12 protein-coding genes are annotated in these 12,861 nt (G+C 64.2%); 7 read left to right on the forward strand and 5 right to left on the reverse strand.

The features are described 5' to 3' along the window. The first annotated feature begins 2 nt into the window (after nt 1–2). From IG04_RS43420 to IG04_RS0140040, 4 genes are all read left to right on the forward strand, one after another. On the forward strand, nt 3–578 hold the full coding sequence (locus tag IG04_RS43420; protein WP_051771859.1) for a cupin domain-containing protein: 576 nt from the start codon (nt 3–5) through the stop codon (nt 576–578). 74 nt (nt 579–652) lie between these two features. Then, the gene (locus IG04_RS0140030; protein WP_051771863.1) at nt 653–1,555 is read left to right on the forward strand and encodes an alpha/beta fold hydrolase; all 903 of its coding nucleotides are present in this window, start codon (nt 653–655) and stop codon (nt 1,553–1,555) included. A gap of 143 nt (nt 1,556–1,698) precedes the next feature. After that, entirely contained in the window at nt 1,699–4,461 is a 2,763-nt protein-coding gene (locus IG04_RS0140035) for an FAD-binding and (Fe-S)-binding domain-containing protein (protein WP_211257911.1), read from the forward strand. 49 nt (nt 4,462–4,510) lie between these two features. Next, nucleotides 4,511–4,906 (forward strand): MerR family transcriptional regulator, encoded by a 396-nt coding sequence (locus IG04_RS0140040; RefSeq protein WP_030481973.1) that lies wholly within the window; start codon nt 4,511–4,513, stop codon nt 4,904–4,906. 70 nt (nt 4,907–4,976) lie between these two features. On the opposite strand, the gene IG04_RS0140045 is transcribed toward IG04_RS0140040, so the two are convergent. The 5 genes from IG04_RS0140045 to IG04_RS43425 form a co-directional block, all read right to left on the reverse strand. Then, on the reverse strand, nt 4,977–5,549 hold the full coding sequence (locus IG04_RS0140045; protein ID WP_159460537.1) for a nuclear transport factor 2 family protein: 573 nt from the start codon (nt 5,547–5,549) through the stop codon (nt 4,977–4,979). Nucleotides 5,550–5,604: 55 nt separating this feature from the next. Next, a complete protein-coding gene (locus IG04_RS47005) occupies nt 5,605–5,991 on the reverse strand; it encodes an alpha/beta fold hydrolase (protein WP_144065792.1) in 387 nt (128 codons plus the stop codon). A gap of 654 nt (nt 5,992–6,645) precedes the next feature. Further along, on the reverse strand, nt 6,646–7,500 hold the full coding sequence (locus tag IG04_RS0140060) for a GNAT family N-acetyltransferase (protein WP_030481977.1): 855 nt from the start codon (nt 7,498–7,500) through the stop codon (nt 6,646–6,648). 37 nt (nt 7,501–7,537) lie between these two features. After that, complete coding sequence (locus IG04_RS0140065) at nt 7,538–8,566, reverse strand: Kelch repeat-containing protein (RefSeq protein WP_276326745.1); 1,029 nt, start codon at nt 8,564–8,566, stop codon at nt 7,538–7,540. 87 nt (nt 8,567–8,653) lie between these two features. Then, nucleotides 8,654–9,562 carry an aldo/keto reductase gene (locus IG04_RS43425; protein ID WP_211257913.1) on the reverse strand — a complete coding sequence of 303 codons (909 nt, stop codon included), beginning with the start codon at nt 9,560–9,562 and terminating at the stop codon, nt 8,654–8,656. Between the two features lie 232 nt (nt 9,563–9,794). Here IG04_RS43425 and IG04_RS0140075 point away from each other — a divergent pair, with 232 nt between their 5' ends. The 3 genes from IG04_RS0140075 (at nt 9,795) to IG04_RS0140080 (ending at nt 12,204) form a co-directional block, all read left to right on the forward strand. Next, complete coding sequence (locus IG04_RS0140075; RefSeq protein ID WP_036016855.1) at nt 9,795–10,502, forward strand: TetR/AcrR family transcriptional regulator; 708 nt, start codon at nt 9,795–9,797, stop codon at nt 10,500–10,502. Nucleotides 10,503–10,531: 29 nt separating this feature from the next. Next, nucleotides 10,532–10,729, forward strand: a complete 198-nt coding sequence (locus IG04_RS46010; protein WP_084402256.1) for a hypothetical protein — start codon at nt 10,532–10,534, stop codon at nt 10,727–10,729. Nucleotides 10,730–11,331: 602 nt separating this feature from the next. Then, complete coding sequence (locus tag IG04_RS0140080) at nt 11,332–12,204, forward strand: DUF3632 domain-containing protein (protein WP_030481980.1); 873 nt, start codon at nt 11,332–11,334, stop codon at nt 12,202–12,204. The last annotated feature ends 657 nt before the right edge of the window (nt 12,205–12,861 follow it).

Consider the following 12,861-nt stretch of genomic DNA (forward strand, 5'->3'; position numbering starts at 1 on the left):
CGATGGAGACCAAGGATGTGTCCCGCGAGGACATGCTCAAGCGCGTCGCCAAGTTCACCGACCTGACCCGCTCCGTAGGTGGCTTTCCGGACAGTGACATCGCCGGGTGTGAGCGCACGCTCCTGAACGTCATCGGCTTCGACCCGCCGGACGAGGTACCCGGGCAGGAGGTCATGTCGCCAGTGGGCAAGAACGGCGCGGAGAACTCGGCGATCCCGATCTCTGAAGGCTTCAACCTCGGATTTGTCGAGGCGCTGCCCGGTCACGGTGTCATGACCCACCACCACGACACCAACGAAACGTTCGTGGTCATGAACGGGATTTGGCGGTTCACCTGGAACGACGCCGACGACGAACACATCGACCTCGAGGCGCTTGACACGATCACGTTCCCGGTGGGTTTGTCCCGCCGCTTCACGTGTCTCGCCAGTGAGAACGGCAAGCTCGACGAGCCGGCGCTGCTGATGGTCGTCGTGGCGGGTGACAAGCCCAGGGCGTTCATGCGTCCGGACTTCCTGGCGGAGGCTCGTCGCACCGGCAAGTTCACGCCGCGGACCTACACCGTCACAGCGGCCTGAGAAGCCAGTGCCGGCCGGATGAGTGGTCTCCGGCCGGCACTGGCACACCCGCCGGGACCACCTGGAGCGAGGTCATGGTGTCAGCAATCGATTCGAGAAGTACCAACAACATCACGCGTGACGTGCTGGACCTGCCGTCGTTCGGAGGCACGGCGGCAGTCCACCGGGCGGGCGACCCCGCGGCTCCGCCCGTCCTCCTGCTGCACGGTGCGGCACCGGGAGCCGGTGGACTGTCCAACTGGCGCAACACTCTCAACTCACTCAGCGACCGCTATCACTGTCTGGCACCCGACTTCATCGGGTTCGCCGACAGCTGGCATCCGGCTGATCCGCCGAAGACGATGGTTCAGTGGAACCGGTTGCGTGTCCAACAGGTCCTGGAGATCCTGGACAGGTACGGCATTGCCGAGGCCTACCTCGTCGGGAGCTCGATGGGTGCGGCCGTCGCGTTGCAGCTCCTGAGCGAGGCACCGGAAAGATTTGACCGAGCCGCTTTGCTCGCGGCTGCCGGGATCGACTTGCCCGTCACACGCGAACTTCAGCGAGTCATGGAGTTCTACCTCGACCCGAGCCCCTCGACACTGGCTGCGATGTACAGGTCGTTCGTTTACGACCCTGCCTCGATACCGTTTGACGTCGATGAGCTGGCAGCCACGAACTACTCGATTGCCATCCGACCCGACGTCCGGCGGTCCTTCGAGGCGCAGTTCGCGAGTGGACCACCGGTGACGGTGACGGATTCAGCGCTGCGACGCATCACCCATCCGACTTTGGTCGTCCACGGGTTGCAGGACGCTGTCGTTCCGGTGGACGCAGCCCTGCACCTCGGGGCGGTCCTCTCCGACGTCCGCGTTCACTTGTTCGGCCATTGCGGTCATTGGATCCCCGTCGAGCATCCGGACGACCTCCACGCGCTCCTGGGTGACTTCCTCGGCTCGGGGAGATTGGACACGTCGGCGCGGAAAGGCACACGATGACCCGCAGGAGGCGGACCGCGCTCGAACCATCGCTGCCGAAACCCATGTCCGACCGAGTTCCCGCGTCGCTGGCGAGCGGCACGCCGAAGTCCCTTCGAGCAGCCCTCACCGAGTTGCTCGGGGCAGACAAAGTGTTCCACCAAGTGCACGACCTCGTGCGGTACGCCTCGGACGCGAGCCCGTACCGGTTCATTCCTCAGGTCGTCGTGCTCGCGGAAGACATCGACGACGTGGCGGCGGTTCTGCGGTTCGCTCGTGAGAACGGGCGCAACGTGGTCTTCCGCGCCGCAGGAACCTCACTGAACGGCCAGGCGCAGGGCGAGGACATCCTCGTCGACGTTCGCCGGCACTTCGCCGGGATCGAAGTCCTTCCCGACAAGCACCGGGCACGTATCCGGCCCGGCACCACGATCATGCGGGCGAACGCGGTCCTCGTCCGTCACGGCAGGCTGATGGGCCCGGATCCCGCGAGCGCCATCGCGTGCACGGTCGGCGGAGTCGTTGCCAACAACGCGTCCGGTATGACCGCCGGAGTCACCCGCAACTCGTATCGGCTGATGGAATCCGCCACCGTCGTGTTGCCGAGTGGCACCGTCGTGGACACATCAGATGCGGAGGCGGAAACCAAGCTGTGGCAAGCGGAACCAGAACTCTGCGCTGAGCTCATGGCGATCAAGGCGGAGATCGAGTCCGACCCGGCCCTCGTCCGGCGCATTCGTGCCAAGTACGCCATCAAGAACACCAACGGGTACCGCGTCGACGCGTTCCTCGACGGCCGGAACCCCGTCGAGATCCTCCGCGGGTTGATGGTGGGCTCACAGGGCACCCTGGGGTTCATCGCCGAGACCGTCTTCGACACCGTGCCGCTCAACCGGTTGACGTCCACCGCCCTCCTGTTCTTCGACAGCCTCCACGCTGCTGCCGCAGCGGTGCCGAAACTGGCGGACGCGGGTGCCTCAGCCGTCGAACTGATGGACGGCAACACGTTGCGCGCCTGCGCGGCAGTCGAGGGTGCACCGGCCGACTGGGCGGAGTTGCCGAAGCCGGCAGCAGCACTACTCGTCGAATTCCGGGCACCGGACGAAAAAACCCTTGATCTTTTCGAGAGCAAGGCCCAAGCCCTGCTCGTGCAGTTCCCGCTGACCGTACCGGTCGACTCGATCTCGAACGCGTTCACGCGCGACAAGAAGCAGATTCGAGCCTACTGGAAAGCACGCGAAGCCTTCATCTCCGCCGTGGGTAAAGCGCGCCCGCCGGGCAGCACGTTGATCACAGAGGACTTCGCCGTTTCGCCGGCTCACCTCGCCGACGCGTGCGACGCGTTGCTGGAGCTTCAGGAGCGCCACGGGTTCGACGCGGCCGTCACAGGGCACGCGGCCCACGGAAACCTTCACTTCCTGCTCGCATTCGACTCAGCGAAGCCAGACGACGTCAGCCGGTACGACGCGTTCATGCAGGAATTCTGCTCCATGGCGGTGGAGCGTTTCGACGGCTCGCTGAAGGCAGAACACGGGACCGGCCGCAACATCGCGCCCTTCCTGGAGCTGGAGTGGGGCTCCGAGGTGACGGCGCTGATGTGGCGGGTGAAGCAGGCTTTCGATCCTCATGGTGTCCTGGGACGAGGCGTGATTCTGGATCGCGACCCTCAGGCCCATCTGCGCGGCCTCAAGTCGATACCCCACATCGAGGACATCGGGAACCCGTGCATCGAGTGCGGGTTCTGCGAGCCGGTGTGCCCGAGCCGGGATGTGACGACGACGCCACGGCAACGAATCGCGTTGCGTCGCGAGATGTATCGGCAGGAGCCCGGCGCCGCGGTCACCGAACAGCTCGTCGACGCGTACGGCTACCACGGCGTCGACACATGCGCAGGTGACTCGACGTGCAAGATCGCCTGCCCGGTCGGCATCGACACCGGCGCCATGATGAAGGACTTCCGCCGTCTACGGCATTCCGAGACGGCAGAGCGTGTCGCGAAGTCGGTAGCCGACAGGTTCGGGACGGTCGAACGTTTGCTGCGGCTCGCGCTGCAATTCACGAGCTGGATCGACGATCGTCTCCTCGGCTGGACCACCCGGACGCTCCGACGCGGAGCGGCAGCGGCCGAGCTCATCCCCGAGTGGCTGCCGGAGATACCGCGCCCGGCGCCGGTTCTGCCCAGGACCAAAGCCGACGCCGCCGCTGTCTATTTCCCCGCCTGTGTGAACCGGATCTTCGCCGGTCCCACTCCGGGCGATCTTCCGTTGCCGCAGACGATCGTCACGTTGAGCGAAAGAGCAGGACTGCCGGTCACGATCCCTGACGACGTGTCCGGAAAGTGCTGCGCGACGATCTGGCACTCGAAGGGATACCACGAGGGCAACGTGCGCATGGCCAACCTGATGGTGGAGAGCGCCTATCGTTGGACCGGCGGCGGCAGGCTTCCACTCGTTGTGGATGCCACCTCGTGCAGTCTCGGCATCACCAGTGAAGTGGTGCCCTACTTGACTGAGGAAAACCGGCGACGCCACATGAGCTTGCGGATTGTCGATTCCGTGACCTGGGCAGCACGCGAACTTCTGCCCCAGCTCCGGGTGTTCCGCCGTCTGACCTCGGTCGTACTGCATCCGACCTGTTCAGGACAACAGTTGGGCAATCAACCCGACCTGGAGGCGGTAGCTGCTGCCATCAGTGAGCTGGTAACAGTTCCGATCACCGCGCAATGCTGCGGCTTCGCTGGCGATCGAGGGTTGCTTCACCGTGAGCTGACCGAGTCGGCAACCGCCGCGGAGGCAGCCGAGATAGGCGGACAGGTGTACGACGCGTATCTCTCCACGAATCGGACGTGTGAGATGGGAATGCAGCACGCGACAGGCGAGCAGTACCGGTCGGTGCTGACGGAGCTCGAATGGGCAACGCGGCCTTGAAGTACTATCGAACGCGATAGGAGAAATCGAGCGAGTACACGGGCACAACATGCAGATCAAGGAACTGTCCGAGCGCACTGCGGTCTCGGCGCGCCTTCTCCGGTACTACGAGGAGCAGGGTCTCATCCGCCCCAGGCGTGAAAGCAACGGATACCGCAGCTACGACGAGTCGCTCGTCGAAAGAGTGAACCGGATCCGGCAGTTGCTGGACGCGGGCCTCACCACCAAGATGATCAAAGACGTGCTGCCGTGCCTCGCCGAACCTGCAGACGGGATCCACTTCGAGAACCCCGAGCCCGGCTTCCTCGCCACGTTGACGGAAGAGCGCGACCGCATGACCGAGCGCATCGAAGCGCTCACGAAGAACCGGGACGCGTTGACCGAGTACCTCGACGGTCTCCAGTACTTCCGAGCCGGCGGCACTCCTGCCGAGGACGCTTCCTGATATGTCCTGGCCGGTGCCATGCCCCGAGGGCGTGACACCGGCCATCCGCACTTCATTCGCGGCGGGGAGGTCAGTCCTGCAAGAACGCGGGCCCCTCGATCACCGGGTAGGTGTTGGTGTAGAGGGACTGGTGGCGCCGATGGACGATCTTCCAGCCATCCTCCCTGCGCTCCCACTTGTCGTGCCAGTAGCCGGCATCGATCAGGTTCGCCGGCGAGTTACGCGCCTCATGGGTGTGGAAGTGCAACGCGATCGAGGTCGCGGTGTCACCGTCGATCTCGACCTTGCCGATCCCCTCGATGTGCTGCCACGCCTTGAAGTTGACTTCGAGGCCACCACCCTTCAAGCCTTCGCCGCGCATCAACTCGGCGTACTCCTGGAGATTGAACACACCGACTCCAAGGCTGGTCACGTCGATGACCACCTCCGGAGCGAAGATGTGATTCCACTCCTCGAGAATGTTCTTGTTCTCGGCGTCCGCCTGGTGGAGGTCCTGGCCGAAGCCGTAGAGCGTGATCTTGTCCTGGATCTCCAGACGGTCAAGCAGATATCGCACGTCGTCTTCGATGGCCACTGTCTTCTCCTCGACTGAGTTGTGCTTTGCGGAGCCGCCTGCAGGCCTTGGTTCCGCGTCGGACAACACCAGCCTGAAACCCTCACATCAGTGTGAGGGCAAATCCTCAATCGGGTGAGGTCGGTCACTCCGAGGGCGGACCACTCTGCGATGGCCAACCGGAACACCGTTTCACAGCGCCGAATTCACCCAGTCCACCACTGCATTGTGCAGTGCGGGCGCGTCCGGGTTGGAGGTTGATCGAGTGTCCAGCGCTCGGCAGGAGGTAGACGTCCACCGACGGCGCCGGCGCGTAGTACAGCTCCTCCGAGGCGGTGATGCCCGCGGTCGTGCACACCGGGATTACCGGGCCGCAGAACTGCTTGTCCCGCTGGCCGATCGCCACCAGCACCGGCACGGTGATCAGTGCCGAGTAAGGCGCATAGACTCCCAGCGCGAACCCGTCCGGCGCCTCTGTGGACGAAACGACGTCCTTTGTGGACTCGTCCAGCGCGGCGTCGGCCTGGATCAAGCTGGTCAACTGTGCGCTGAGCGGCCTGGTGCTCTGTCCTGTGCCCAAGCGGTCCACAGCGAACGTGGCGTAGCCCGCCTGGGTCATTGCTCTGGTGAACGAGTAGGTGTTCGGCTGGTAGGGAAGTCCCAGTACACCGAGTTGTACGCGGCACCGGGCATCAGCACGAACACGGTAGAGGGAGTGGAACCTGCGGGCAGGCAAAGCGTGCCGTGCATCGTTCCCGTGACGGTCAACGCAGTCACCGGAACGTCGGCCTCGGTACAGGACGGCTGATCCTGATCGGCCACGGCGGTGCCACCGCACAGGTGAACAAGCAGGTCAACATGGCTGAGGTAGCGGATCGGATGCTCATACGCGATTCATCTCGTGAGTCCTTCTCCCGTTACGGCGGTGGCCGAATGGTGACCGATCCGCACGCTCAAGGGCCTGTGGTGAGAGCGACGGTCACGGGTGCGAAATGCCGCCGAGGAACCTCGATGTAGAAGTTTGCTTCGGAATTGTGCTTGCCCAAGCCCTGGAGGGCGAACACACCGACCTCGCAGGTCATACCGAACGGCGTCGGCTCATGGCCAGCGGAAGTCGGTGCGTCCGTCCTGTCGCCGATGAGTCCCAACGGCCCGGCGGCCACTGTGATCCATCAACGCCTGATCCTCAGGCCGCCGTGGTCCACACGTCCACGGCGCGGAAGCCGAGTGATAACAGCAGCTCCTCCTGTCCGGGTTCGATCGTCGCGATAGCACTGCGCGCACCCGCCAGGAACGCATCGCGCAAAATGCGGCCGGTCACCAGACGATCGAGACCGCGGCCCGAGAACTCCGGCGCGGTGAACAGGTAGTAGGGAGCGACCACGTCGGCTCCGCGGAAGCCGACACCGATGGCCGCAGGCGTGCCGTTGACCTCGACCAGGTACGGCCGAGCTTCTGTCCGGTCGAGTGCCTTGGCTGCGAGCAGATCACGTACGTACTCGGCGGGCACACCGGTGGCGCGGACAGCGATGTCGCGGAAGATGTCGGCCTGGGCGCCGGTGACCTGCCTGACCGTCACCCCTTGGGGCATGTCGGCGGGCAGCGTTGCCTGACCGGCCGCGACAGAGCTGAGGGTACGAGTCCGCAACGTGTTCTTTCCGTACTCGGCAGCCGTTTGCGCGAAGCCCTGGCTGGCCTCACCGCGAACGCGCATCACCCACGCGGCGACACCGAACTCCGGCATCTGGTCGGCGTAGTAGGCAACCTCACGCAGGTCCACGGTCCTCTTGGTGCAGAACACGCCGTTGAGCTGTGCCTGCGGCTGGAAGCTCACCATCAACGAAGTGCCGTTGCGCCCCTGCCGGACCACCGATCGGGGAAGCCCGCGCAAGAGGTTCTCCGTGACCTGAAGCCAGGCCCGATTCGCCAGATCGGCGGGGTCGCCGCTGAACCACCGGGGCGTTGCGTTCGCCGCCACCGGACTGGCTAGCACCAGAGCTCCGCTGGCCGCGCCGAGCTTGAGGAGATCGCGCCTTTTCATTCAAGTGCTCCCTGTGCTGCTGAAGTGAATCGAACCGCTACCGAGGGCGGTAGGCGTCGTTGACGGTCATCGGTGAGCCACCGCCCAGATTCCCGCCACCGGGGATGTAGATTGTGTTGCCGATCGAGATCGCGGCCGTGCCGTGTCGCGGGACCGGCATGGGATCGAGGCGTTCCCAGCGGTTTCGGCGGGTGTCGTAAGCCTCGGTCTCGGAGAAAACGGTGTTCGCACCGTTGCCGACCTTGCCCTCTCCGCCAAAGGTGTAGATCATCTTTCCGATGACGGCGGTGGCGATGCCGCCTCGGGGCGTGGGCATGGGTGCGCTTTCAGTCCATCGCGTGTACCTGCCAGAGGTCAGGCTCAGGGCGTAGACGGTGTCGCGGACGTTGACCTGGCCGCGATCGCGGCCGCCGAGCACGTAGAAGGTGCCGCCGACGACCGCACCGCCGACGTGGTCGCGGGCCTGCGGCAGATCAGGCAGTGCCGTCCAGCGCCGGGTGATGACGTCGTAGGAGTGCACGGAAGCGACGGTGTCCTGCAGACCACCTGGTCCTGGCGTGAGAGAGCGCATACCGCCCGCGAGGTGGATCTGGGTGCCGAGCACACCGAGTGCGGCACTACCGCGTTCGATACCTGAGGGCATCGGAGGCAACGCGGTCCAGCGGTTGGTCGCGGGGTTGTAGACGAAGCTGTCGCGCAGCGCCTCCCACGACGCTCCACCGGACAGCCCGCCTAGGACGTAGAGTTTTCCGCCGACCGCGGCGATGTTGGGGTGGTTCATAGGCACCGGCAGCGGCGCGGCGCTGCGCCATGTGTTGGTGCGGGTGTTGTAGACCTCGACGTCGGGCACCGTGACCATGCCACCGGCTCCGTTCGGGCGGATACCGCCCACCACGTACACGTCTGTGCCCACTGCCGCCACGCTGTGTTCCTGGCGCGGGCCGCCTGCGATCGGCGCGAGCGGCCGCCATCCCTCGCCGTACTTGGGCTCTGACGATGGTGCCGTGACGACCTGGTGGTCACCGTGTCCGGGATGCGCATGCGCAGTGGCGGTCGGGACGGTCATGACTAGTGCGGTGGCGATGGCCGAGACCGCACGAATATGTCTGCTGTTCAAGGAAGAACTCCCTCAGGTCATGTCTTCGTTGTTCAATCAGGACAGTCGGACGAGCCCGTCGAAGCTCTTGCCCGGGTACCACGGAGTGCTAAGCAGCTGGTCGAATCCAGGGATGGTCTCCATATGCCGGACCATCCGGTCCCTCATCCGCTGGTCGGGAAGCGGCCCCCGCATGGCGGCGAGGTTGTCCACGGCGTGGTCGGGATTGGTGGTGGCGGGAAGCGCGACGGTGACTGCGGGGTGCCCGAGGATCCACTTGAGGAAGAACTGCGACCACGTGGTCGCACCGATCTCAGCGGCGAAACCAGGCAACCGGTGGTCTCGCACCAGATGCGGGAGGCGGGCCTTCTCCAGCGGCATGTTCACCATCACGGCCGTGCCGTGGTCAGCAGCCAGCGAAAGCAGCCGCTCCTCGGCCACTCGGTTCCTGATGGAGTACGAGACCTGCACGAAATCGAGGTCGCCGTCGCGGACGTACTGCTCCAGGAAGGGCACGTACGACGACATGTGGTGGGTGACGCCGAGGTAGCGAATCCGGCCGTCGCGCTTCCAGGCACGCAACACCGGCAGCACCGCGTCGACGTTGACGAGGCTGTGCACCTGCACGACATCGATGCGGTCGCGCCACAGGCGGTTGAGTGATTGCTCGAACTGGCGCCGCGCGTGGCTGTCATCGCCCAGGTACTCGCCGGTGGCCCAGGTCTTGTTGGTGATGAACAGTTCTCCGGTGATACCCAGACCCGCGGCGAAGTCTCCGACGGAGACCTCTGACAACCCGTACAGCGGCGAGGTGTCGACGACCCGCCCACCGCCGGTGTGGAAGCGGCGCAGCACCTCACGCAGATGATCACGAGGAGCGCCAGGCCGTTTGTCGAACGTCATGAAGGTGCCCAGCCCGATCGCCGGCACCAGTTCGCCCGACTTGGGGATCCGCCGCGTGATCAAGGGCTCGGTCGTGCCCTGCTATTGCTGAGCAGCCGCTCCTTGAGCAGAGGCTGCCGCCCCGACGACGGCGGCTCCGCCGGCTTGTATCAGGGCACGTCGCGAGATCGGAGACATGAGAACCCTTCGATGTCCAGGCCCCGCCTTGGGCCACACGGAGATGCCGTTAGAACATCTCTATATCGACGTTACATGACAGCTTTACCGCTGACAAGTGGTGCTATAGTGGTGTTACATGAGCGACGGGCAACACACACAGGCGCGAGAACGCATCCTCGCCGCGGCATCCGAGTTGATGGCCAAGGCGGGCATCGAAGGCACCTCCATCAGGGATGTCTGCACCGCCGCAGGCGTGACGCCGCCGACGGTTTACCACTACTTCCAAGACAAGAAGGGCCTTCTCGACGCCGTTGTCGCCGACGGCTTCGAGAGGTACCTGGCCGAGAAACGCAACCGAGCCAACTCCGACGACCCCGTCGAGGACCTGCGACGCGGGTGGAACGGTCACGTCGAGTTCGGGTTGCGTCATCCAACGCTCTACGGCCTGATGTACGGCGGCGCACGGACAACACAACATCCCGCAGCAGCCGAGGGTGAACGCATCCTCCGGCACATAGTCAGCCGGATCTCCCAGGCGGGCCTGTTGCGGATGCCGGTGGACGACGCCGTGCAGATCATTCACGCGGCCACGGTGGGGGCTACCCTGTTGCTGATCACGAGCGCACACAGCCCGGGAATGGACGGGTTGTCCGACCGAACGCGAGAGGCAGTGCTGGCTTCGGTTCTCGTCGCCGCGCACGCCGAGATCGAAGACCTCAGCGTCGCCGCGAGGAATGTGCTCATGCTGCTTGCCCGCACGCGCGAAATGCCACTGTCCCAGGGAGAGCTGGCCATCTTCCGCGAGCTGCTCGGCCGCCTCAGCGACTCCACCTCAACCATGTAAGCGCGTCCGCGAGCCAGAGAGGGCAACAGGTGATTGGCGACCGCAAGAACGACCACGTCCGGCTCGCCGCCGAACATCACCGGCCGTCGGGCCGCAATGGGTTCGACGACGTGACTTTCGTCCGCCTTGCACTGGCCGGGATCGCCCGCGTCGACGTCTCGCTCGCCGTTGAGTTGTTGTCGGTAAGGCCTCAAAATTATCATTGTCGCCGACAGCGACAGGTCTGAGGTATGCGCCGGATTCCTGCGCGGACAACGTCTCGCGCAGGAATCCGGTTACGTCTCCTTTGTCATCCTGCTGTGTTGCGAGACACGGGGTTATTCAGAGACAATAGAACTTAGGCGTCCCTTGTTTCAAGGACGGCGGTACGCCTTCGCGCCTCACGTCGCAGGGGTCGAAGCCCAGTGATCCCCGCCCACTGGCGTGCCGTAGGTGGCGACAAGATCGCCCCTGCTCGGCAGGAACCCGCCGTTTTGAATCCAGAAGGTGCGACGAGCCGTTGAAGACGCCATGAACTTCGATGGGTTCGACAGTGTTTCGCGCGCCCAAGTTGAAGAAGCTGCGGCAAGTGCCCCTGCTGACGGTCGTGGTATTCCAGTTGCGGGCAGGAAGTGTGATGAACGAGGCGTAGTTGCCCCGCGAGCAGATCGTCAACCGGCCCGTTTCCGCCGCAGTGGCGGGCGTGGCCGCAGCAAGAAGGATTGCCGCAGTCGCGCTTGCAATAGCAGCTGTGACAGCGCGTCATGAGCGTCTTGGACGGCTGATCAGGCTAGTGTTGTGGACAGTAGACGATCAGCAGTGACGCTCGGTCACACACGAAAGAAGCGACATGAACACCTACAATCCCGACGGCAACAAGTTGTTGGACTACGAAACGGCCTTTCCCTATTACACGGCTCTTGTGAGAGAGTACTTGTCCGTCGACCAGGAGTTGCCTCTGGAGCGGGCCGTGACGAAATTCGTCGGGCCGATCCGGAGTGCCTTCGTCGACCACCGTCGGCCGGCCGAGGACGATGTCGAGGGCATCTTGTGGCAAGCCGCGCGGGCAGTGCTCCAGGCCGCTTGCGCACCCAGAGATTCCCCCGCTGCCCTCGATAGGGTTCACGGGCGACTTGCCTTCCTGATGAAAGCCGTCAAAGACCAGGGTGATCTCGTCCGCGAGCCAGGACAGGAGCAGTGCCGGCTCTGGGGCTGGGCGGTCTTCACCGACCTTCCCGTCTTCTCGGCCGAGATGCGCGAAGAGTTCGACCGAGCGGCGTTTGCCCCCGACGCCGCCGTCAGATTCCCTCTGTACAACGCGTTCGCCGCACGGTTGACCGCGATCGGCGTCGACTTCGCTCTCTACGCGATCTGGACGATTCGTGACTGTCTCGAAGAGGAGTCACCAGGTCTTGAAACCCTGCCCGCAGCCGTTCCGTGGTTCGTGCACTGCTCCGGACTGCTTCACTCCTTGGCGCGCCGGTCCGGCGCGCTTCTGGATTACTCGGCCCCCAAAGCAGACCTTGGCGCGCTCGCCGTGCAACACGGCCTCACCATTGGCGGCTTCACCATCGAACGGTGGGAATTTTGGCGAAGTCGCTTGGAGGAGATCGCCGCCGGGTCCGACTCGGCCGGCGATGTGGCCGCCGTCGCCGTGCGTCACATGCGTTCCGCAGCCGACGGCTGGGCGGAGTCATCACGCCAGTCCGGCAGACATCAATGACAGGGCTTTTTCGTGCGCTTGAAACGATCTCCGCTTGATCATCTTTTTCGTGATCAACAGGCGAGTGAAGGAGCCAAGAAGAAGGCGCTGCCTCCTTCATTTGACTAACGTCAAATGCGGTCATCACGAACGGGTGAACTTGCTGAATCGACGTCAAGCGCGCTGAGCGGACGCTGCTTACCCGCAACAACGGCAGGTCAGGGTGTTCCATGTTTGTCGGTGGTCCTAGAGACCACATAGACGTGATCTATGGCACGGACACGGCTCCGAGGTAGATCGCCGCGTAGGAGGCGACCAGCCATTGCGGCATCGCTGGAGCACGCTGGGCGCCAGCGCTCAGCGAGGATCGCAACATCGAGTAGCCGAGGACAAGGTCACCACCTGGTGACCCGCTGGGTCACGCCTCAGAGGTCACACGAACGTCCTCGCCATCTTGAGGGTCATGAAGGAGTGGATCTTGGGCAACTGCGCAAACGAACGCTAACGCACCCGACTGGAGATCAAGTGCGCTCAACTGAGCGGAACGTTCTGTTTCTGCAGTTCAGAGGGTTGCGAACCCGTATCTGGGGGTCAAGGGGTCGTAGGTTCAAATCCTGTCGTCCCGACGGCCAAGAGGGTCTTCGCAGCTCAGATGCTGTGGAGGCCCTCTTTTTGTGA

Origin of the sequence: Lentzea albidocapillata (assembly GCF_000719115.1) — a bacterium.
GTDB classification, from domain to species: Bacteria; Actinomycetota; Actinomycetes; order Mycobacteriales; family Pseudonocardiaceae; genus Lentzea; species Lentzea albidocapillata.

Coding starts and splice junctions, on each gene's coding strand:
- IG04_RS43420 (WP_051771859.1), top strand. CDS start 3: ATGGAGACCAAGGATGTGTCCCGCGAGGACATGCTCAAGCGCGTCGCC.
- IG04_RS0140080 (WP_030481980.1), top strand. CDS start 11,332: ATGAACACCTACAATCCCGACGGCAACAAGTTGTTGGACTACGAAACG.
- IG04_RS0140030 (WP_051771863.1), top strand. CDS start 653: ATGGTGTCAGCAATCGATTCGAGAAGTACCAACAACATCACGCGTGAC.
- IG04_RS0140060 (WP_030481977.1), bottom strand. CDS start 7,500: ATGAAAAGGCGCGATCTCCTCAAGCTCGGCGCGGCCAGCGGAGCTCTG.
- IG04_RS0140065 (WP_276326745.1), bottom strand. CDS start 8,566: ATGACCGTCCCGACCGCCACTGCGCATGCGCATCCCGGACACGGTGAC.
- IG04_RS0140075 (WP_036016855.1), top strand. CDS start 9,795: ATGAGCGACGGGCAACACACACAGGCGCGAGAACGCATCCTCGCCGCG.
- IG04_RS0140040 (WP_030481973.1), top strand. CDS start 4,511: ATGCAGATCAAGGAACTGTCCGAGCGCACTGCGGTCTCGGCGCGCCTT.